The following is a 21,032-nucleotide window of genomic DNA, read 5'->3' on the forward strand; positions in this document are numbered from 1 at the left end:
CCTTTTTCCTTATATCCCTTAATCATTCTGTTTATATGTCTAACAGTGCAGCCTAACTCAATTGCAGCTCTCTGCTTGTTACCATTACTATCTATTAACTTCTTAATAACTTTATATTTTAATTCTTCATTCATTTTTAAATATACCTTTCTAATCATGTCCACCTCATTTCTTTGTCATGAGGTTTATTATATTATAAATTTGCTTTTTGGGACATAATCAACTTTGGTATACTAAGACATTATCATCTTTCGTTCATACAAATATTCATTGAAGGGTAAAAAGAATTGACAGCATGAATATGAAATGATATAATTCTACCTGTAATAGAGATAATTTAATATGCTTATCAAGAGAGGTGGAGGGATAGGCCCTATGAAACCCAGCAACCAGTATTTTATACATGGTGCTAACTCCTACAGCGTAGGCTGAGAGATGAGAAAGTCACTTTGGTTTCAAACCCGGGATTTTTCTCGGGTTTTATTTATTGCTGTAAGAATATTATTTAAGGGGGAACAACTTATGAAAAATATCAGGAAAATATTAACCATTGCAATTTCAACACTATTTGTCACTACACTTCTTGCAGGATGCGGAAGTCAATCTGGAAGCACAGGCGGGGACAGTTCGAAGAACGACAAGAAAGAAATTATAATAGGGGCGACTCCAAAACCTCACGAAGAGATACTTCAACACATAAAACCTGTACTTAAAAAAGAGGGATATGATCTCAAAATAAAGGAATTTACGGATTATGTAACTCCAAACAAGGCACTTTCATCAGGAGAAATAGATGCAAACTTTTTCCAGCATATACCTTATTTGAATGACTACAACAAGAAAAACAACACCGACCTCGTAGCTGCTGCAAAAGTACACCTTGAACCTATGGGATTGTACTCAAAAAAAGTTAAAAATATAAGTCAGCTTAAAAATGGTGCTGAAATTGCAATTCCAAATGATGCAACCAATGGATCAAGAGCTCTGAAGCTTCTTGCAAAACAGGGACTTATAAAAGTAAAAGACGGAGAACTTATTTCAAAAGTTGATATAACGGAAAACAAGAAAAATTTTAAGATAACAGAACTTGATGCACCTCAGCTTCCAAGAGTTCTTCAGGATGTGGATGCAGCGGTTATAAATACAAACTATGCACTTGAGGCAAAGCTGAATCCTTTGAAAGATGCTCTTGCAATAGAGTCAAAGGAATCTCCTTATGCAAACATAATTGCCGTAAGGAAGGAAGACAAGGATAAACCTTATGTAAAGGCTCTTATAAAAGCGGCAAATTCACCTGAGGTAAAGAAATTTATTCAGGATACTTATAAAGGAAGTATAGTTCCTGCTTTCTAATTATGATATGAAGATGAAAGATGATGTGCTGTATAATATTTATAGTGCATCATCTTTATTTATGTTGGATTTTGTGTGAAAATATATACAGGGGGTAAGATTATGCTGTTTGATATAAAAATAAATGATAAAAGTCCTGTATACATACAGATAAAAGATTATATAAAAAACATGATACTTCGTGGCATGCTTGCATCGGGGGATAAGCTTCCATCGACAAGAGAGATGGCATCGACCCTGAAAGTCAGCAGAAACACTATAATATATGCCTATGATTTTTTAAAGGACGAAGGTCTTATATATATGAAAAGGGGAAAGGGTGCATTTGTATGCGACGTAAAAGTTGACCCGCAGGAAAAGTGGGATGTGGATTGGGAAAAAGATACGAGTTGGTACGGTAGAAAATCAAAACAGATGGACATAATAAAAAGTGAAATAAAGTGGGAGAAGGGAATGATATCCTTTAAAAGTATCGCACCAGATGACAAATTGTTTGACGTGGATAATTTTAAAAAATCTTTTTTAAATTGCATATCAAGGGAAAATGGCAAAATACTGAATTATGGTTATGCCCAGGGCTACAAACCACTCATTCAGTATCTGATGAAGTATATGGAGAATAAGGGAATAGATACGAAAGGCAAGGACATACTGATTACAAATGGATTTACGGAAGGCTTTGATATAATTCTTTCATGTATTATGGAGGAAGGTGACAGCATTTTATGTGAAAACCCAACACATAATACTGCCATAAAGATAATGAAACTTCACAAACTTGATATACACGGAATAAATATGGAAGATGACGGTATTAACCTTGATGAACTTAAACAAAAGCTGAACAGGGGGAAGTTCAAGCTGGCGTATATAATACCCTCATACCACAATCCTACAGGAATTGTAATGTCTCCGAATAAAAGGACAAAGTTGTATAATATTTTGAGGCAATATGATGTTCCTATAGTAGAGGATGGTTTTAATGAAGAACTTAGATATTTAAGTGATCATGTATCTCCAATTGCAGCACTTTGTGGAACAGGAAACAGTGTAGTATATTTGGGCAGCTTTTCAAAAATACTTTTTCCAGGGCTTAGGATAGGGTGGATACTTGCAGACAAAAAGCTGGTTGATTATCTTGAAAGTATTAAAAGAAGCAGAAATATACATACATCCTTTCTTGATCAGGCTGTATTTTATGATTATCTTATAGAAGGAAATTTTGAAAGGTATATAAAAAAAGCAAGAAAGTTTTATAAAGACAAGTACGAAACTGCTGTAAAGGCTGCAAAGAAGTATATTCTGTTTGACAAACTCTATGGTGAGGGCGGGCTTCATATATTTATAAAGATAAATGGAATTAATTCAAGAGAACTGCTGAAGAAATGCTGCAGCAGAAGTGTAATATTTACACCGGGAGATATTTTTTATGTAGGAGATGGAGGAGAAAACACATTTAGACTTGGATTTTCAAGAACAAGTGATGAGGATATAGAAAAAGGATTTAAAATAATAGGCGAGGAAGTAAAGAAAATGAAAACTATTTAGGGTATAATGTTTTATCTGAAGGAGGATGTTTTATGAAAAAACTTTTAAAAAAGAGTCTTTATAAAGGCAAATGGATATCTTTAAATGCAATAACGTACCTCGGTAAAAAAAATGAAAAGCTTGTTTGGGAGGGAATAGAAAGAACAAATACTTCAAAAACAGTTGTAATACTTGCGAAGCTTGTTCCATCAAATAGATATGTGCTTATAAAACAGTACAGACCTGTAATAGACAATTATATAATAGGTCTTCCAGCGGGTCTTATGGAAGATGATGATATAATTGAAAATTCACTGAGAGAACTTAAGGAGGAGACGGGATACAAGGGAAAAGTTACGGGGACAAGTCCCACTTTATATTCAAATGCTGCACTGCTTTCGGATACTGTGAGGCTGGTCACAGTTGATATAGACGAGACACTTCCTGATAATATAAATCCTGTCCAAAACCTGGAAGCTGAAGAGGATATAGACGTTATACTTGTGAATGAAAATGATGTTTTGAATTTTTTAAGGGAACAAGAAGGAAAAAATACAGCAGTTGGCATAGGATGCTGGTATATATTCTATGGACTGTCCAAGCATAATGATTGATGGAATCAATATACAGAGGAGGTAGTATTTTTGGAGGACTGGCTTTTCAAAAAAGACGATTATGTACCGGAAAAAGATTCAGATAAATTTATAGATAAAAGCATATTTTCACTTTTAAAAGTACTGTCTCTCATAAAGAGAAGGGATAAGCTTAGAGCTGGATTCATGTACAGGTTAAATCCAGTTGTGAAACTTGTGTTTATGATACTCAATATAATATTTTTATCTCTTTCAAGAAATATTATTTATATATTAGCTGTAGATGTCTATTTCCTTTTTCTTCTCAGCACACTTGATGCCGATGAAATAAAGAATATAATGTTATTTAGTATGGTAATACCGTTATTTACTATTGTAATGCTGATACCTTCAATGATTTCTGGAAATCTTATGAACAGCTTAATGCTTGTTCTTAAAATAGCGGGTACTATAATGATTGCGAATATCTTTTCCTGCACTACAAAATGGAATTATATAACCAGGTCGCTTAAGATATTTTTTATACCTGATATATTTATACTTGTATTTGACTTGACATTGAAATATATTTATGTGCTTGGACAGTTTTCGCTTGATATGTTCTACTCCTTAAAATTGAAATCAATTGGTAAAAACAGTAGGAAATATTCTTCAGTTACAAAAATAATGGGTCAACTCTTTTTAAAATCCAATGATCTTGGGAGCGAAGTTTACTCTGCTATGGAATGCAGAGGATTTACAGGAGAATATACATACTTTTCAAAGTTTGGGTTTTCTGCGTTGGATTTTCTATATGCTTTTTTTGGCAGTGTTTTTTTAGTACTGTATTTTTATATGAGAGGTATATGATTTATGATTGAAATGAAAAATGTGAGTTTTAAATATAAAAATGAAGATGTCATAAAAAATTTCAGTTTGGATATAAATTATGGTGAGTCTATAGCACTTGTAGGTGCAAATGGAACAGGAAAATCGACATTTTTAAAATTGTTGAATGGAATACTTTTTCCGAGTTCCGGAAAGTACTTGATGGACGAAATCAATATATGCAAAAAACAAATGGAAAATGGAACATTTGCAAAGATGTTTCACAAAAAAATAGGATTTGTTTTTCAAAATTCAGATGCACAGATGTTTTGTTCTACAGTTTACGAGGAAATTGCTTTTGGCCCAAGACAGATGGGGATGAAAGAAGAAGAAGTTAAAAAAAGGGTTGACGACTGTATGAAGCTTCTTAATATATATCAGTTAAAGCATAGACAGCCGTATACTCTGAGTGGCGGAGAAAAAAAGAGAGTCGCAATAGCGTCGGTGCTTTCACTCAATCCGGAAGTCCTTGCATTGGATGAACCTATGAGTGGAATAGATCCAAAGGGCAAGAAGTTCCTTCGTGAATTGTTTCTAAAACTCAACACTTCAGGTAAGACAATAATATGTTCAACGCATGATTTTGAATATACTAAGGATATGTTTGAAAGGGCAATTGTATTTTCAGAAGATCATCAAATAATAAGAGATGATTCTTATAAAAGTGTGATAGAAGATGATGAATTTTTAATAAGAAACAATATAAAATGAGATTGAATTTGACTTTGGAAGGAGCAGTCTAGAAGTTATGGCAAAGATTATGATTCAAGGTACAGGTTCTTCTGTTGGAAAAAGCATAATTTCAGCAGCTCTGTGCAGAATATTAAAACAAAATGGATACAGTGTATGTCCCTTTAAATCTCAAAATATGTCTTTGAATTCATATATAACCCTTACAGGAAAGGAAATGGGAAGGGCACAGGTACTTCAGGCCTATGCAGCCGGACTTGAACCTGAATTTTATATGAATCCTATACTTTTGAAACCAACTTCCGACAAAAAGAGTCAGATAATAGTAAACGGGGAAGTGTATGGAAACGCGACTGCATTGGAGTATCAGAATATGAAAGTCAATTTTAGAGAGATGCTTTCGGAACAGTTTAAGAGACTTGAAGAAAAATTTGATGTAATTGTGATGGAAGGGGCTGGGAGCCCGGCTGAGATAAATTTGAGGGATAATGATATTGTGAACATGGGAATGGCTGAAAGTGTTGATGCCCCTGTGGTTATAATAGGAGATATAGACAAGGGGGGAGTGTTTGCCTCGCTTGCAGGAACAATGCTTCTTCTAAAAGAGCAGGAGAGAGAAAGGGTTAAAGGGATAATTATAAATAAATTCAGGGGAGATTTGGAAATATTAAAGCCGGGTATAGATATGCTTGAGGAAATTATAAAAGTTCCATGCCTTGGAGTTATTCCATATTTCAGATTGAAGCTTGAAGATGAGGATAGTGCTGTAGATTTTAATAAAAAGGTTTTGAAGCCTTTGGATGTTGCTGTTGTAAAGCTTCCTCACATATCCAATTTTACAGATTTTGATGCTTTTAAAAGTGAAGATGACGTGTCTGTTAGATTTGTTTCTTCCAGGGAAGAACTTGAAAATCCCGATATACTTATAATACCTGGAAGTAAAAATACAATAGATGATCTTGCTAAAATAAGAGAGTGTGGATTGGAGGACGCCATAAAGAATTATGCCTGGGATGGAATTTTGATTGGAATTTGCGGAGGATATCAAATGCTTGGAAATTCGATAAGAGATCCCAATTTAGTTGAGAGTAGCATATGTGAAACTAAAGGAATGGGACTGCTTGATATAGATACAGTTCTTCAGAAGAAAAAGGTTACAACAAGAGTTTTAGCGGCTTTAGATGGTGATTTGGTTTATGGATACGAAATACACATGGGAAGATGCATGTACGGGAAGACGTCCAGTCCGCTGTTTAAGATAACAGAAAAGAACGGAAAAAATGTTTCAGAACATGATGGAGCGGTGAATTATAATGGAAATATTTTTGGAACGTATATACATGGAGTTTTTGATTCTGCTGATTTCAGAGAAACCATCCTGAATAAGGCAAGAGCAAAAAAGGGTCTTAAGCAGAAAAAATCCCATGATTATAAAAAATTTAGGGAAGAAGAAATTGACAAGCTTGCCTATATAGTTAAAGAAAATATAGATATAAAAAATATATTTAAAATTCTAGATATTCAGAGTAGAAATTAGGAGAGACACATTTATGCTTTTTTACTATTTGTATGTAAATTTTGTCAATGTTCTTGCAGCTGTAGTTATTGACTGGATAGTTGGAGATCCAAGGTGGTTTCCACATCCTGTAATATTTATGGGAAGACTTATACGTGTACTTGAAAAGTCGGGAAGAAAATATTTTAAAAGTGACGTGGCATTAAAATGCTTTGGCGGTTTTATAGTTATTGTCCTTGTGTTTGTAAGTTTTGAAGTTCCTTTTCTTGTCCTGTATATTTTTCGAAGAAATGTGGTGTTGTTTAGTGCAGTAAATATATTGCTCATGACTACTGCACTTTCTGCAAGATGTCTTGACTATGAGGCTTCAGGAGTATATTGTTATTTAAAAGATAATGATATGGTGTCTGCAAGGAAGAAACTTTCGTTCATAGTTGGAAGAGATACTCAAAATCTTGAAAAAAATGAAGTAATAAGAGCTGCAGTTGAAACTGTGGCTGAAAATACATCCGATGGGGTAATTGCACCGCTTTTTTATGGATTCATTTTTGGAGCACCTCTCGCCATGGCATATAAAGCTGTTAATACTATGGATTCAATGCTTGGCTATATGAATGAGAAATACAGGTACATAGGATTTTTTCCTGCAAAAGTAGATGATGTGTTTAATTTTATACCTGCGAGAATAAGTGGTTTTTTAATTGGTATTGTGAGTCCTTTATGCAGCGGCAGCATTGTGAATTCGCTTGGAATCATGATTCGAGATAGAAAGAATCACAAAAGTCCAAACTGTGCATATCCTGAAGCCGCTGTTGCAGGAGCATTAAATATACAACTCGGGGGTACGAATGTCTATTTTGGAAAGAAAGTATACAAACCAACTATAGGCGACAATATAAAATCTCTTGAGTGTATTCATATAAAAAATACAATAAGGCTCATGTATTTCTCGGAAGTCATGGCTGTTATACTTGAGGGCATTATAATATTTATTGCATTTTAAAAAATAATGAATTGGGATGTGTTTTTTATGGAACATGGTGGAGACATATATACAAATGGAATATTCAAGGGGAAAAGTCTTATGGATTTCAGTTCAAACATCAATCCCCTTGGAGTACCGGAGGGTTTCAGAAAAAATATAAGCGAAGCGGTTGATTGTGCAGAGGTATATCCGGATGCACAATATAGAAAGCTTAGAGAAAACTTAAAGACATATCTGGAAAATTACAAATTGTATTTTGGAGGAAACAAAAGCAATTGTAATTTTAAAATAGCTGTAGATAGTATAATACCCGGGAATGGTGCTTCTGAAATAATAGATATTGCAATAAGCTGCTTTAAAAGTGTCTGTATAGTTGTGCCTTCATTTGTAGAGTATGAAAAAGAAGCGTTAAAATGGAACTGCGGCATATCATATTCACCTCTTGATGCTGATATGAGTTTCAACTACAAAGACATACTTTCAAAGATGGAGACATCCGATTGCCTTGTAATTGGAAATCCCAACAATCCAAATGGAGGGGTCATAGACAGAAAAAAATTTGAAGAGGTTATTAAGTACTGTGAATCAAATGGAAAAAGTATAATTGTAGATGAGGCTTTTGTTGAATTTACAGGAAATTCTTCATCAAGTTTTATAGAACTTGCGTGTACCTATAAGTGCATCATAGTAGTGAGAGCCTTAACTAAATTTTTTGCAATTCCAGGAATAAGACTTGGATATGGGATTTCGTCGAATAAAGATATTATCTGCAGGATGAGAAAAAAACAGAATGCATGGAGTGTAAATTGTTTTGCAGAAGTCGCTGCGAAATATGTTCTTTGTGATTTAAGATATATGTCTGATTCAATTAAATGGATAATTTCAGAAAGAAGTTTTATGCAGGGTGAGTTGAAAAATATAGACATAATAGAAAATGTATATGAAAGTTCTGCTAATTTTGTTCTATGCAGATTATCATATGAAATTTCAGATGAACTTTATGATTTTTGTATTAAGCGTGGTGCACTTATAAGAGTATGCCGAAACTTTAGAAATCTTGATGGACGATATATAAGGCTTGCAATAAAAGACAGGGAAAGAAACAAAAAGATTATAGACATAATTAAGCAGTTCTCACAGGAGAAATTATTGAAATTGAAGGTGTAGGATTTGGATGAGAAATTATTTATTGCATTATGCCCTGAGAAAATAAAGGTCCTGGTAGTGGGAGGCGGAAGAGCAGCATATATAAAATCAAAAACTTTCGTAGAAAAAGGTGCGGAAATTTTTATAATATCAAAGGACTTTTCAACTGATTTTAAAGAATTTAAAGGTATGAAAAATATATGTATAAAAAAGACGGATTACAGTAGTAAATACATTATAAACAAACATATCGTCGTAATTGCAACGGATGATTCAAGGCTGAATTCTACTGTGAGGGAAGACTGCAGGAGTTTTGCGAAGATTTGTATAGATTGTTCAAAGCCATCTCTTGGAAATGCAATAACTCCATGTCAGAGGAATACTAAAAATGTATATTTTGGTGTGAATATTAAGGGTAAATCCCCAAAAACGGCTGTATTTGCAGCAGATAAAATGAAAAAGTTCATATATGCTTATGATGATTTTATAGAATATACATCGAAACTTAGAGAGAAAATTACTGCCAAGGACTGCAGAAGAAATGTAATGAATTTTGTATGCACTGATGACTTTTATTTCTTCTATAAGAAGAAAAAAGCGGAAACTGTAATTAGAATGTTTTATGATATGTGATTTTTATTTTGGATGGTGATATTTTGAAATATAGAGTTGGAACTAGGAAAAGTATTCTTGCACAATTCCAGACTGATAGAGTAATTGAGATGCTTTGGAAAAAACTTGGGATTCAAAGTGAAAAAATTCTTATAGATACTACAGGAGATAGAAGACTGGATATAGCATTGAATGAAATAGGAGGCAAGGGACTTTTCATAAAAGAAATAGAGGCGGCGCTTTTAAATGGCGAAATAGATGCTGCAGTACACAGTATGAAAGATGTGCCGGCTGAAATTTCATGTGAATTTGAGATTGCAGCAATATGTGACAGGGAAGATCCCCGTGATGTGTTTATATCAAGTGAAGGAATTCATTTCGCCAATTTGAAAAAAGGTGCGAGAATAGGAACTGGAAGCAACAGACGTGCTGGACAGATAAAGCAAATTAGAGATGATATTGAGATTGTACCTTTAAGGGGAAATGTAAATACAAGAATAAAAAAAATGAAGAGTGAGAAATTAAGCGGCATAGTTCTGGCTGCCGCAGGAGTTAAAAGGCTTGGACTTGAACCGCTTGTAACAGACTATTTTGATATTGCAGCCATGGTACCTGCTGTAGGGCAGGGAGCTATTGGAGTTGAGACGTGTAAGGGTGGAGATGAAGTTTCTATGTTAAGAAAAATGGATAACTTAAATGCCAGAAGATGTGTTGAAGCTGAAAGAAGTTTTATGAAAAAGCTTAATGGAGACTGCCACTCAACTATAGGCGCCCATGCAAAGATAAGCGGCAGTACAATAAGTATATTTGGAATGTTTGAAGTTAAAGGCAAAATAGTGAAAAAAAATATATCGGGAAATGTAGGAGATTATATAAAACTTGGCGAGAAGCTCGCTGAAAAAGTACTGGGGGAGTGATTGTAATGTCTTTAGGCAAAGTTTATCTCATAGGTACAGGACCTGGAGATGAGGAACTTTTAACTTTAAAAGCGGTGCGAAAACTTGGAGAGTGTGATGTTGTCATGTATGACAGACTTTCTGGAAGTGAAGTTCTTAACTATACAAGTGAAAACTGCAGGGTATATTACTGTGGAAAAGAACCGAACTGCCATTATAAGACTCAGGATGAAATAAACTCAATGCTTGTTAAATTTGTAAAGGAAGGACATACGGTAGGAAGGGTAAAAGGCGGCGATCCATATATATTTGGAAGAGGTGGAGAGGAAGCTGTTGTATTGTCAGAGAAAAATATAGAGTTTGAGGTTATTCCGGGAATTACATCCTTTATAGCTGTATTGAACTATGCTGGCATACCTGTTACATACAGAAAGATTGCAAGAGGTTTTCATGTGTTTACGGGAAAGACAGCCGAAAAATTGGATATAGACTGGAGAAGTGCGGCACACATAGGAGGAACGCTTTTATTTATGATGGGATTTTCCAGTCTGGATATCATAACATCAAAGCTGATTGAAAATGGAATGGATAAAGATACGCCTTGTGCTGTTGTAATGAGTGGAACTACGGCAAAACAAAAAAAGGTAGTATCAAACCTTGAAAATATATGCAGAGACTGCAGAACGGGCAAAGTTCACTCTCCCTGTATAATTGTTGTGGGCGAAGTTGTAAAGTTCAGCGATACACTTAATTGGTATGAAAAAAAGCCTCTTTTTGGGAACAACATATGTATAACAAGGTCAAAAAAGCAATCCGGGCTGATGCGTAAAAGGCTTTTAGAACTTGGTGCCGAGGTGACGGAGGTTAATTCAATAGAAATAAGGCATACAGGTGAAAATATCAAAAAATACATTAATAAGCTTCCGTATTATGACTATATAGTTTTTACCAGTGTAAATGGAGTGGAAAGTTTTTTTGACAGGCTGTATGTTGAAAATTATGATATAAGAAATATAAAGGCGAAAGTTGCAGTTATAGGCCCCGCAACTTCAAAAGCAGTAAAGAAACATGGAATTATACCGTGTATACTTTCATCTGAATTTGTAGCTGAAAGTCTTTATGATGAAATGAAGCATTCAATTAAAAAAGGAGATAAAATATTTATTCCGAGATCAAAAAACTCAAGACCTTATCTTGCAGAGAGCCTTAAAAGCTCAGGGTGCATTGTAGATGAGTGTTATACATATGAAACCTGTGCAGGCAGGATGAAGAGCAGAGTTGATTTTGAATGTATTGATACAATTGTATTTACAAGTCCGACTACGGTAAGAAACATGATCGAAATTGCAGGGATTGATGAAATCAAGAAAAAAAATGCAATTGCGATAGGACCGATAACAGGCAGAGAACTTCAAAACTACAGTATAAAATACGATATGTCAGATGTATATACTGTAGATGGAGTGATAGATAAATTGCTGAAAATTAAAAATAAGCGAATATAGGGGAGTGAATGTTGTGTTTAGAAGACATAGAAGGCTTAGACAAAATAGTGTAATAAGGGATATGGTAAGAGAAACCAAGCTTAATCGAAGTGATTTTATATATCCAGTGTTTGTAGTAGAAGGTCAAAATATAAAAAGGGAAATACCATCTCTTGAAGGTAATTATCATTATTCAGTGGATAAGCTCTGTGATCTCGTATCGGAGATAAAGGATGCAGGTGTTAAAAGCGTTATATTGTTTGGAATACCGGGTTATAAAGACGAAGTGGGCTCTTCGGCCTTTGCAGAAGACGGGATTGTCCAGAGGGCAGTTAGAAAACTGAAGGAACTTTATCCAGAGCTTTTTGTAATAACAGATGTATGTATGTGTGAATATACCGATCATGGACACTGTGGAATAATTAAAAACAATCAGGTTGACAATGATGAAACTATAAAGTACATAGCCAAAATATCACTTTCCCATGCAGAAGCTGGAGCCGACATGGTTGCACCTTCGGATATGATGGATGGAAGAGTTAGGGAGATAAGAAATACACTGGATGAAAACGGCTATAGGGATGTTTCAATAATGGCCTACAGTGCAAAATACTGTTCTTCATTTTATGGACCTTTCAGGGGGGCAGCGGATTCCACACCTAAATTTGGGAATAGAAAGGGTTATCAGATGGATCCAGGGAATATAATGGAGGCAATGCTTGAAATAGAAGACGACATAAGAGAGGGGGCGGATATTGTCATGGTAAAACCGGCTCTGCCGTATCTCGACGTCATAAGACGTGCACGGGATAAATTTGATGTTCCTGTTGCAGCTTACAATGTAAGTGGAGAATTTGCCATGGTAAAAGCTGCTGCAAAAGCCGGACTTATAGATGAAAGGTCTGTGGCAGAAGAGATGCTTACTTGTATAAAGAGGGCGGGTGCTGGAATTATAATAACTTATTTTGCACTTGACATATGCAGGTGGATAAAAGAGGAAATATAATGTGGAGTTGATTGGTTTTGAGGACACTTGAAAATACTTTGAAGTTTATAGAGGGAAAAGATAAAAGTGCTATAAAAGAGGCGTGGAAAAGAATTGACACTCTGAGCAAACCTATTGGAAGTCTTGGACAGCTTGAGAAAATAGCTGCAAAGATGGCAGGAATAACGGGCAAAGTCATAAATCATGTAAACAAAAAAAACATAATAATAATGTGCTCTGACAACGGTGTGTTTGAAGAGGGTATAAGCAGCTGCAGTCAGAAGCTTACAGTGAATGTTACAAGAAATTTTACCAGGGGATATACTGGAGTTTGTGTACTTTCAGATTTTTATGGCGCAGATAGAACTGTAATTGACATAGGCATAAAAGAAGATATCCAGATACCGGGTGTAATAGACAGAAAAATAGCTCATGGTACTAAAAATATGGCTAAAGGCCCTGCAATGACAAGAGAGGAAGCAGCAAGGGCAATTGAAGTTGGAATTGAAACTGTAGATACGTTGGTTGAAAAAGGGTATGATATCTTTGGAACAGGTGAGATGGGAGTATGCAATACAGCGGTGAGTTCAGCTGTATTGACTGCGCTTACAGGACTTGATGTTGATATAACTGTTGGGAAAGGTTCAGGAATAACAGAAGAGCAGCTTCTTCTGAAAAAAAAGGCAGTCTTAAGCGCAATACGGGTAAATGAACCGGATCCTTCAGATGTAATTGACGTGCTTTCAAAGGTTGGAGGCTTTGACATATGTGGAATGTGCGGATGTTTTCTGGGAGCTGCAAAAAACAGAGTTCCAATAGTAATGGATGGATTGATATCCTCTGTTGCAGCTCTATGTGCAGTACGTTTTAATCAAAATGTGAGAGATTTTATATTGCCGTCGCATCTTTCAGCTGAACCAGGTGCAAAATATGTTATGAAGGAACTTTCAATGAAACCAATGCTTGATCTTGATATGAGGCTTGGTGAGGGATCTGGATGTCCTATTGCATTTAGCATAGTAGAGGCGTCGCTTTATATACTTGAAAATATGCCTACATTCAGGGAAGCAAGTATAAAGAGTGACGGACTTGTAGATATAAGGGAAGATATAGGTGAATTAAATGAAAATGGCTTTAATTAGTGTTACAAAATCCGGGGACTGTATAGCGGAAAAACTGAAAAAAAAGTTTGAATGTGATCTTTACTCTACATCAAATATTGAAAAATTCAACCTTAAGAATATATCCCAAAAAGCCATGGAAGAATACAGGACTGTAATTTTTATATCTTCTACAGGTATTGCAGTGCGGGCGGTTGCAGACTTCATAAGATCAAAAGATGTAGATCCTGCTGTTATTGTAATTGACAGTTCCGGAAGATTTGTAATAAGCCTTTTGAGCGGACATATAGGAGGGGCCAACATGCTTTCCGAGAAAATTGCAGAATACATTGGAGCGGAGCCTGTTATAACAACTGCCACGGATAATATTGGAATAAAGGCTCCGGATGTAATTGCATCTGAAAACGGACTTGTTATAGATGATCTCAAAATATTGAAAAATATATCATCACTTCTTGTAGATGGAAGAAAGGTCTTTTTCAAGGATGAAAAAAATGTAATAAAATGTCCTGAAGGGTATTCAGGAGACATTGAGTTTTTTGAAGGTGCCGTGATTGTGACGGATAAGAAATCAGTTCCGTATTTTGAAGAGAAGTGTGATGGAACGCTTGCACGACTTATAAGAAAGGACATAGTGCTTGGGATAGGATGTATGCGTGAATTTGAAAGTGATACAATGAAGGCCAATGTGATTCTCGAACTTTCCAAAAGAAATATAGATATAAAGTCGGTATATTCTATAGCTACAGTAGATGTAAAAGCCTCTGAAAAGGCCATATTGGATTTAAAAGAATATTTTGGATGTGAGCTTGAAATATTTTCAAAAGATGAAATATCAAAAGTTCAGCATAAATTTTGTGGAAGTGATTTTGTGGAGAAAGTTCTTGGTATAACAGGGGTGTGTGAGCCCTGTGCATATCTTGCAGGAGCTTCAAAACTTACTCCAAAGCTAAAAATATCCGGTATGACATTGTGTATAGGTGAAATATGATTTTTGAAGGGAGGAAGTTTTATGAAAACTAAAGGAATACTTGTGGTAAGTTTTGGAACCAGCATTTTAAATGTAATGAACTTGTGTATAAAAAGCACTGAAGATGCAATAAGATGTGAATTCAAGGATTATGACGTAAGAAGAGCATTTACATCTGGAATTATAATATCGAAACTTAAAAAGGACAATAACATATACGTTGACACTGTGGGAGAGGCACTTTTGAAAATGATTCAAGATGGAATTGAAGATGTATATATACAGCCCTTGCACATAATTCCGGGAGATGAATATGATAAACTTGTTTCAATTGCTGAAAATTATAAAAGCCGACTAAAAAAACTTGTTATAGGAAGACCAATTTTGTACAGGGAAGATGATTATAGGATAGCTGTAAAGGCTTTTAAAAACATGATGCCTTCTTATGATCAAGATTCAGAGGCTCTTGTGCTTATGGGGCATGGTTCAAGTCACCCGATAAATGCCAGTTATTCTATGTTGCAGAATGTATTTTATGATTCTGGAATGAAAAATGTATTTATTGCAACTGTAGAAGGGTATCCTGTTTTGAAAAATGTAATTGCAAGTTTGAACGAACGGAGGCTGAAGGGAGTCGTACTTATGCCTTTCATGCTCGTTGCAGGGAATCATGTTGTAGAGGATATGTGTGGTACAGATAAAAATTCATGGAAAAACATTCTTCAAGATAAAGGGTTCAAGACACGCACGTATCTTCATGGACTTGGAGAGAACCCGGCTTTTCATAGCATATACATACAGCATATAAAGGATTCTATAAAAGGAAATCCGCTGATGAAAGGTGAAAAAATATGATAGGACTTGTTCTTGGTACATCTGAAGGCAGAGACATACTTCGGGGACTTAACAAATTTACACAGGATATTTTCGTATCAACAGCTACAGGATATGGCAAGGATACTTTGAAAGACTGCAAATATTCTGTTATTAATACATCAAGGCTTGACAAGATGGGATTTTTAAAGACTATTCGGGAAAATAACATAAATGTATTTATAGATGCATCGCATCCATATGCAGTTGAGGCTACGAAAAATGTGATGGATGCATGCAAACAGCTTGATGTGGATTACGTTAGGTATGAGAGACCTTCTTGCCTTGAAATGTTTAAAGACAGCAAAAATGTTGTTATTGCTGCAAGCATAATGGAACTTGAAGAAAAAATCAAAAAAATAGAGGGGACAATACTTAATACTACAGGGAGCAATAATATAAAAAAGATAATGGACATGAAGGTTAAAAATAGAATAGTCAGCAGAGTTCTGCCGCGTCCGGAAGCTATTCAAAAATGTATGGATTGTGGTGTGGATATGGAGGACATAGTGGCGGTGAAGGGACCTGTGAGTTACAATATGAACTGTGCTTTTATAAATGAATACAAGGCAGGGGCAGTTATATTGAAGGACAGTGGATACAGAGGCGGTACGCCTGAAAAGATAAAGGCATGTATTGACCTTGGAATATATGCTCTTATACTTGGGAGAAAAAAGATATCATATGAAAAGGTATTTTATGAAATAGATGATCTTGTACATTATTTTAAAAAAAAGTATGTATTTGCTGATTGAAAAAGGAGAGGATTTTTTTTGGAAAGAGGATATATACAGGTGTATACAGGAAATGGAAAAGGAAAAACAACAGCTGCCATTGGGCTTGCATTGAGGGCTATTTGTGCAGGAAAAAAAGTTTATTTTGGGCAGTTTGCAAAAGGTATGAATTATAGTGAATTGAAAATACCTGAATTATTGAATGATTTTACTATGGAACAGTTTGGAAGAGATGCATTTATAAATGGAGTGCCTACGGAGAAAGATATGGAATTTGCAGAAAAAGGGCTTGAAAAAATTGAAACTGCAGTTGTGTCCGGAGAATATGATGTTGTTGTGCTGGATGAACTCAATATAGTACTTTACTACAAACTGCTTGATATCTCAAAGGTACTTGACATTTTAAAAAGAAAAAATCCAAAGGTGGAAATAATAATAACTGGGAGATATGCAGATCCTGAAATAGTTGAAGCCGCAGATTTGGTAACTGAAATGAAAGAGATAAAACATTATTATAAAAAAGGTGTTACTGCAAGAAAAGGAATCGAAAATTAATAAATTTTTTTGAAATTCAAGTATAGAAACAAAATCTGTAATTATGATTTCTTGAAAATAAATATGTCATAATTTCAAAATAATAATTGCAAGGCATGAGATGAAATGGCGTTAAACAGTGCTTTTGCAGCATCATCTTCAATTCGGACAAATGAATGTTGAAATTATATAAATTCAACATCAAATTTATATAATTAACTGAATATTTGATAAAAAGATAAAAGAGCATTCACAAGCTAAACAAAGGCAGGTAGATAATTCTTACAATTAATTTATTATCCCGGCTGTCAAGGTCAAAATTAATATTTAAATGAGAATTATGTAAATTGACCTGTAAAGTCGTATATTATAAAATCTACTTGCAAGTAAAGTCAGGCAATTGGAGGCCTTAATATGGAAGAGAGATATATAGACAAGGCAAAACGCAATTTGTTGAGAATATTTCTAATTGCAGTGGGTAGTGTCGTTTATTCTGTTGGAGTTAATGTATTTATCGTACCACATGGATTTTTAAGTGGTGGAGTTGCTGGCATGGCAATTATATTGCAGTATATTACTGGTATATCATCTGGTTATTTTGTAATAATTATAAATATACCTGTCTTTATAATAGGTTTTAAATTGATAAACAAAGATTTTACAGTATTCAGTTTCATTGGTATGCTGTCGATGTCACTGGCACTTATATTTACGAAAAATATATCTCAATTTTATTACTTGAATGATCCTCTTGTTTCAGCACTTTGCAGCGGAATATTGACTGGTACCGGGGCAGGAATCATATTCAAATGCAGGGCATCTCAGGGGGGAACTGACATAATAGCTGTAGCTGCAAAGAAAAAACTTGGAATGTCTGTAGGAAGAATGACTTTCATGATTAATGTAATAATAGTTTCAGTTGGAATGTTTGTAGGGAGTCTTGAAATAGCAGTATATACTATGATTTCCATGTATATGTACTGTGTGGTAGTTGACAAGGCAATACAAGGATTCGACAGGCAGAAAATATTGTTTGTAGTAACAGGGGAGAGTGAGGATGTAGAGGAAGCAATAAGCAAGAAACTTGGACGTGGTGTAACTTATCTTTATGGAGAAGGGGCTTACACTGGAAGCAAGAAAAAGATTATATATTCTATAATGAATGCAAGGCAGACAGAGGAAGCTAAAGAATTTATAGGAAATATTGATTCGCATGCAGTGATGTCAATAATGGATGCAAGTGAAGTGAGAGGAAAAGGATTCAAACAGGCAGTTTTTTAATTTTGTCACTAATAAGCCAGGAGGCTTATTTTTTTATATAATTATTTCAAGTATGGCATATGTATTTACAAGAAGGGTAAAATAAGTTATAATTGAAAATGAAAATCAATATTAATTAAAGGGTGTTTATGGATGTCAGGTATAATTATAGAAAAGTATATGACAAAAATAAGGAATATGAATGGAAAGGAATATCTTTTCGGGGTAATATCGTATGGTATTGCATCCACCATATCTGGAAGAAAGCCATCTTCCATCATGACTTTAAGAAGGGAAAACGGAGAATTAAATGTCCTATGGGAAAGGTATAAATATTCATTTTTCAATACCTACAAATTAAATTTTTTAGAGATAAAAAAGACCAAAGATTCAGTTATAATATTGTTTTACAATGTATATAAGATGGAACAGGTTGTATATGAAGAATACAATATGGGCTTTTTGAGTAGATTCGGGTATAGTTGCGAATTTGATTTAATGGATAATTTGTTACTTTTAAAAGATAGATTTACTATTGGATGTCCACACGAAATTGGCATATTTTTAGGATTCCCACTTAAGGATGTAATCGGATTTATGGGGAAGTCACATAAAAAATGCCTTATGAATGGATACTGGAAAGTTTATGACAATATAGAATCTGCAAAAAAAATATTTATGGACTACGATATAGACAGATATAATATCGCAAAAAATGTAGTGGATGGTACCCTTCCATCCATGTTAATGAATGCTTTATAAATAATAAAAGAGGAGGAATAGGTAAATGAGTATTTTGGTAATAGGGGGAGATCGGCTTGGAAATATAAAAGATAAGCTTAGGGAAAGTGGATTTAATGAAGTAGGTCATGTAACAGGAAGAAAGAAGGGGGATAGAAAAATAAAAATTCCCCAGAATACAGATCTTGTACTTATACTTACAGATTTCATAGGTCACAATATGGCCGAAATTATAAAAGAAGAATCCAGAAAAAGCAAAGTTTCAGTTATGTTTTCAAGAAGATCATGGTCCAGTATGTATAAAAATATAGAACAATATATGAATAGACATTAATATATTGTTCTATATTTTATTTGAAATTTTTTTACCTAAAAGAATTATCACAAGCAGGGCAACTGAAGTAAGAGCAATTGTTCCACCTGGTGCGCTATTCATGTAATATGAAAGTATAAGCCCCGTCATTATATCTATAAATCCGAACAGGATTGATAGAATCAAAGTTGTTTTAAATCCCTTGTGAAGTTGAAGTGCAGCTGCAGATGGCATTGCTATCATTGCCGAAATTACAAGTATGCCAAGTATTCTTATGGACACTGATATAGTTGCAGCTACAAGCAGGGCAAAAATGTAATTTATGAGTTTTACATTGACTCCGGCGACTTTCGCTCCGACTTGGTCAAAGGTTATATAAAGTAGTTTGTTATATAAAATGGACAATGTAATTATTGATATTATGCTGAGTATAAATACTGTACGCAGCTCATTTTTTGAAATTGTTAAGATGCTTCCGAATAAATAAGAATCTACGTTGGCATTTGCCATCCCAGTACTTATAAGGACTATTGCAACTCCAGCAGAAAATGTAAGAACTATTACTAGAATCAGTTCTGCATATTTTTCATAGTAATTTCTTAAAAATTCTATTACAAATCCAGCTATGGTGGTGAATATCATGGCTGTTATTATAGGATTGTATCCAAATACAAGTCCAAGAGCAACACCTGCAAATGATGAATGTGAAAGTGAATCACCCATCATGGAATATCGCCTTAGAACAAGGAACATTCCAACTGTAGGGCATAATATAGATATAAAAATACCAGCAATTATTGCATTTTGCATAAATCCATATTCAAGCATTTTTAGCCTCCGTTAAAAGTTGTTTGTATTCGTAGATGTTGTACATGTTACAGTGGCCTTCTTTCATGGTGCATATGTGGGTTGAATTTTCCATTGCAGCATCCATGTTGTGTTCTACTGTAAGTACGGTTATTCCATGTTTTCTATTCAAGTGTTTTATTAATTTGTAAATTTCTTTCTGGCTGTTTATATCTATTCCGGTAGAAGGTTCGTCAAATATAAGAAGCTTTGGTGAGCCGAGAAGTGCTCTAGCTATAAATATCTTTTGCATTTGCCCGCCTGAAAGATTTCCTATTAGACTTTTTTTAAAGTTATTCATTCCCACCGAGTCAAGACATTCGTCTATTACTGAGGAATCATTTATTTTTAAGATTTTCATGTGGCTTTTTAGTATCTCAAATACTGTTATTGGAAATTGGGAGTTGAAGCTTTCAAGTCTTTGGGGAACGTAGCCTATTCTATTTGTGTTTAATTTTATAGTTCCGTGTATAGGAGTTAAAAGTCCAAGTATAAGTCTTACTAAGGTTGTTTTTGCACTTCCATTTTCACCGAGTATTGAAGTATAACTGTCATCTTTTATATCCAGGTTGAGATTGTCTATAATATATGGTGGACAGTTGTTATATGAAAAACTAAGATTCGAAATTTTGATCATGGAAATTTCCTCCATATAAGATAATATTGTTGTATAGTGAAAATACAATTAATATTATATATCTATATGCGAATTATTTGCAACAATAAATATAATATTTTAGAATAAAAAGATTTTAAAAAAGGTATGTCAAGCATTTTTGAAAATGTCCCAAAAAGTTTTAATTATTAGCACCAGTTTTTTGCTGGTGCTTTATTGTTTTGATGCTATTAATTTAAGGTATGGCAAACAAACCTTAGAAACAATTAATTTTTAAAAAATAATTTCGTAAGTTTTTTATGCTATTTTTTCTTTTTGTCTATGAACTTGCTTATTACAGTAACGTTCAAATGAAGCCTGTTTCCATGGA

General features: G+C 34.4%; 22 protein-coding genes and 1 riboswitch. Of the genes, 20 read left to right on the top strand and 2 right to left on the bottom strand.

Annotated features, from left to right (window positions below):
- Positions 1-343 precede the first annotated feature (343 nt).
- A riboswitch (SAM riboswitch) is annotated at positions 344-442 on the top strand.
- A gap of 80 nt (positions 443-522) precedes the next feature.
- The 20 genes from AC4CVH_RS15650 to AC4CVH_RS15745 all read left to right on the top strand — a co-directional run bounded on the left by AC4CVH_RS15650 (position 523) and on the right by AC4CVH_RS15745 (position 19,221).
- Positions 523-1,353: a MetQ/NlpA family ABC transporter substrate-binding protein gene (locus AC4CVH_RS15650; protein ID WP_490788663.1), complete on the top strand. Its 831-nt coding sequence runs from the start codon at positions 523-525 to the stop codon at positions 1,351-1,353.
- Positions 1,354-1,455: 102 nt separating this feature from the next.
- A complete protein-coding gene (pdxR, locus tag AC4CVH_RS15655; RefSeq protein WP_490788664.1) occupies positions 1,456-2,901 on the top strand; it encodes a MocR-like pyridoxine biosynthesis transcription factor PdxR in 1,446 nt (481 codons plus the stop codon).
- Positions 2,902-2,933: 32 nt separating this feature from the next.
- Positions 2,934-3,494 (top strand): NUDIX domain-containing protein, encoded by a 561-nt coding sequence (locus AC4CVH_RS15660; protein ID WP_490788665.1) that lies wholly within the window; start codon positions 2,934-2,936, stop codon positions 3,492-3,494.
- 30 nt (positions 3,495-3,524) lie between these two features.
- The gene (locus AC4CVH_RS15665; RefSeq protein ID WP_490788666.1) at positions 3,525-4,322 is read left to right on the top strand and encodes an energy-coupling factor transporter transmembrane component T family protein; all 798 of its coding nucleotides are present in this window, start codon (positions 3,525-3,527) and stop codon (positions 4,320-4,322) included.
- A 3-nt stretch (positions 4,323-4,325) separates the two neighbouring features.
- Positions 4,326-5,051: an energy-coupling factor ABC transporter ATP-binding protein gene (locus tag AC4CVH_RS15670; protein WP_490788667.1), complete on the top strand. Its 726-nt coding sequence runs from the start codon at positions 4,326-4,328 to the stop codon at positions 5,049-5,051.
- Between the two features lie 37 nt (positions 5,052-5,088).
- Positions 5,089-6,567, top strand: coding sequence for a cobyric acid synthase (locus AC4CVH_RS15675; protein WP_490788668.1), 1,479 nt, complete (start codon positions 5,089-5,091; stop codon positions 6,565-6,567).
- 13 nt (positions 6,568-6,580) lie between these two features.
- A complete protein-coding gene (cbiB, locus tag AC4CVH_RS15680; protein WP_490788669.1) occupies positions 6,581-7,549 on the top strand; it encodes an adenosylcobinamide-phosphate synthase CbiB in 969 nt (322 codons plus the stop codon).
- 27 nt (positions 7,550-7,576) lie between these two features.
- Complete coding sequence (locus AC4CVH_RS15685; RefSeq protein WP_490788670.1) at positions 7,577-8,698, top strand: pyridoxal phosphate-dependent aminotransferase; 1,122 nt, start codon at positions 7,577-7,579, stop codon at positions 8,696-8,698.
- A 3-nt stretch (positions 8,699-8,701) separates the two neighbouring features.
- Entirely contained in the window at positions 8,702-9,310 is a 609-nt protein-coding gene (locus tag AC4CVH_RS15690; RefSeq protein ID WP_490788671.1) for an NAD(P)-dependent oxidoreductase, read from the top strand.
- A gap of 23 nt (positions 9,311-9,333) precedes the next feature.
- Positions 9,334-10,206, top strand: coding sequence for a hydroxymethylbilane synthase (gene hemC / locus AC4CVH_RS15695; protein ID WP_490788672.1), 873 nt, complete (start codon positions 9,334-9,336; stop codon positions 10,204-10,206).
- 5 nt (positions 10,207-10,211) lie between these two features.
- The gene (gene cobA, locus AC4CVH_RS15700) at positions 10,212-11,690 is read left to right on the top strand and encodes a uroporphyrinogen-III C-methyltransferase (RefSeq protein ID WP_490788673.1); all 1,479 of its coding nucleotides are present in this window, start codon (positions 10,212-10,214) and stop codon (positions 11,688-11,690) included.
- A 13-nt stretch (positions 11,691-11,703) separates the two neighbouring features.
- Positions 11,704-12,675, top strand: a complete 972-nt coding sequence (gene hemB, locus AC4CVH_RS15705; RefSeq protein WP_490788674.1) for a porphobilinogen synthase — start codon at positions 11,704-11,706, stop codon at positions 12,673-12,675.
- 17 nt (positions 12,676-12,692) lie between these two features.
- Positions 12,693-13,796, top strand: a complete 1,104-nt coding sequence (gene cobT, locus AC4CVH_RS15710) for a nicotinate-nucleotide--dimethylbenzimidazole phosphoribosyltransferase (RefSeq protein ID WP_490788675.1) — start codon at positions 12,693-12,695, stop codon at positions 13,794-13,796.
- Positions 13,777-14,766 (top strand): cobalt-precorrin 5A hydrolase, encoded by a 990-nt coding sequence (cbiG, locus tag AC4CVH_RS15715; RefSeq protein WP_490788676.1) that lies wholly within the window; start codon positions 13,777-13,779, stop codon positions 14,764-14,766. The genes cobT and cbiG overlap by 20 nt, the downstream gene beginning before the upstream one ends.
- A 21-nt stretch (positions 14,767-14,787) precedes the next feature.
- Complete coding sequence (locus AC4CVH_RS15720) at positions 14,788-15,600, top strand: sirohydrochlorin cobaltochelatase (RefSeq protein WP_490788677.1); 813 nt, start codon at positions 14,788-14,790, stop codon at positions 15,598-15,600.
- Positions 15,597-16,373 carry a cobalt-precorrin-6A reductase gene (locus AC4CVH_RS15725; protein ID WP_490788678.1) on the top strand — a complete coding sequence of 259 codons (777 nt, stop codon included), beginning with the start codon at positions 15,597-15,599 and terminating at the stop codon, positions 16,371-16,373. Before AC4CVH_RS15720 ends, AC4CVH_RS15725 begins: the two co-directional genes overlap by 4 nt.
- Positions 16,374-16,391: 18 nt before the next feature.
- Entirely contained in the window at positions 16,392-16,907 is a 516-nt protein-coding gene (locus AC4CVH_RS15730) for a cob(I)yrinic acid a,c-diamide adenosyltransferase (RefSeq protein WP_490788679.1), read from the top strand.
- 393 nt (positions 16,908-17,300) lie between these two features.
- Positions 17,301-18,167 carry a YitT family protein gene (locus AC4CVH_RS15735; protein ID WP_490788680.1) on the top strand — a complete coding sequence of 289 codons (867 nt, stop codon included), beginning with the start codon at positions 17,301-17,303 and terminating at the stop codon, positions 18,165-18,167.
- 132 nt (positions 18,168-18,299) lie between these two features.
- Positions 18,300-18,908: a DUF3793 family protein gene (locus AC4CVH_RS15740; RefSeq protein ID WP_490788681.1), complete on the top strand. Its 609-nt coding sequence runs from the start codon at positions 18,300-18,302 to the stop codon at positions 18,906-18,908.
- Between the two features lie 25 nt (positions 18,909-18,933).
- The gene (locus AC4CVH_RS15745) at positions 18,934-19,221 is read left to right on the top strand and encodes a DUF2325 domain-containing protein (RefSeq protein WP_490788682.1); all 288 of its coding nucleotides are present in this window, start codon (positions 18,934-18,936) and stop codon (positions 19,219-19,221) included.
- Between the two features lie 9 nt (positions 19,222-19,230).
- Here the strand turns inward: AC4CVH_RS15745 and AC4CVH_RS15750 are convergent, their stop codons facing one another.
- Positions 19,231-20,028 carry a metal ABC transporter permease gene (locus AC4CVH_RS15750; protein WP_490788683.1) on the bottom strand — a complete coding sequence of 266 codons (798 nt, stop codon included), beginning with the start codon at positions 20,026-20,028 and terminating at the stop codon, positions 19,231-19,233.
- The gene (locus tag AC4CVH_RS15755; protein WP_490788684.1) at positions 20,021-20,683 is read right to left on the bottom strand and encodes a metal ABC transporter ATP-binding protein; all 663 of its coding nucleotides are present in this window, start codon (positions 20,681-20,683) and stop codon (positions 20,021-20,023) included. The genes AC4CVH_RS15750 and AC4CVH_RS15755 overlap by 8 nt, the downstream gene beginning before the upstream one ends.
- Positions 20,684-21,032: the final 349 nt, after the last annotated feature.

This window comes from Clostridium pabulibutyricum, from assembly GCF_058242705.1.

Coding starts and splice junctions, on each gene's coding strand:
- AC4CVH_RS15725 (WP_490788678.1), top strand. CDS start 15,597: ATGATAGGACTTGTTCTTGGTACATCTGAAGGCAGAGACATACTTCGG.
- cbiG (WP_490788676.1), top strand. CDS start 13,777: ATGAAAATGGCTTTAATTAGTGTTACAAAATCCGGGGACTGTATAGCG.
- AC4CVH_RS15735 (WP_490788680.1), top strand. CDS start 17,301: ATGGAAGAGAGATATATAGACAAGGCAAAACGCAATTTGTTGAGAATA.
- AC4CVH_RS15670 (WP_490788667.1), top strand. CDS start 4,326: ATGATTGAAATGAAAAATGTGAGTTTTAAATATAAAAATGAAGATGTC.
- AC4CVH_RS15720 (WP_490788677.1), top strand. CDS start 14,788: ATGAAAACTAAAGGAATACTTGTGGTAAGTTTTGGAACCAGCATTTTA.
- cobA (WP_490788673.1), top strand. CDS start 10,212: ATGTCTTTAGGCAAAGTTTATCTCATAGGTACAGGACCTGGAGATGAG.
- AC4CVH_RS15750 (WP_490788683.1), bottom strand. CDS start 20,028: ATGCTTGAATATGGATTTATGCAAAATGCAATAATTGCTGGTATTTTT.
- cbiB (WP_490788669.1), top strand. CDS start 6,581: ATGCTTTTTTACTATTTGTATGTAAATTTTGTCAATGTTCTTGCAGCT.
- AC4CVH_RS15660 (WP_490788665.1), top strand. CDS start 2,934: ATGAAAAAACTTTTAAAAAAGAGTCTTTATAAAGGCAAATGGATATCT.
- AC4CVH_RS15685 (WP_490788670.1), top strand. CDS start 7,577: ATGGAACATGGTGGAGACATATATACAAATGGAATATTCAAGGGGAAA.
- AC4CVH_RS15755 (WP_490788684.1), bottom strand. CDS start 20,683: ATGATCAAAATTTCGAATCTTAGTTTTTCATATAACAACTGTCCACCA.
- AC4CVH_RS15740 (WP_490788681.1), top strand. CDS start 18,300: ATGTCAGGTATAATTATAGAAAAGTATATGACAAAAATAAGGAATATG.
- AC4CVH_RS15650 (WP_490788663.1), top strand. CDS start 523: ATGAAAAATATCAGGAAAATATTAACCATTGCAATTTCAACACTATTT.
- pdxR (WP_490788664.1), top strand. CDS start 1,456: ATGCTGTTTGATATAAAAATAAATGATAAAAGTCCTGTATACATACAG.
- AC4CVH_RS15745 (WP_490788682.1), top strand. CDS start 18,934: ATGAGTATTTTGGTAATAGGGGGAGATCGGCTTGGAAATATAAAAGAT.
- AC4CVH_RS15675 (WP_490788668.1), top strand. CDS start 5,089: ATGGCAAAGATTATGATTCAAGGTACAGGTTCTTCTGTTGGAAAAAGC.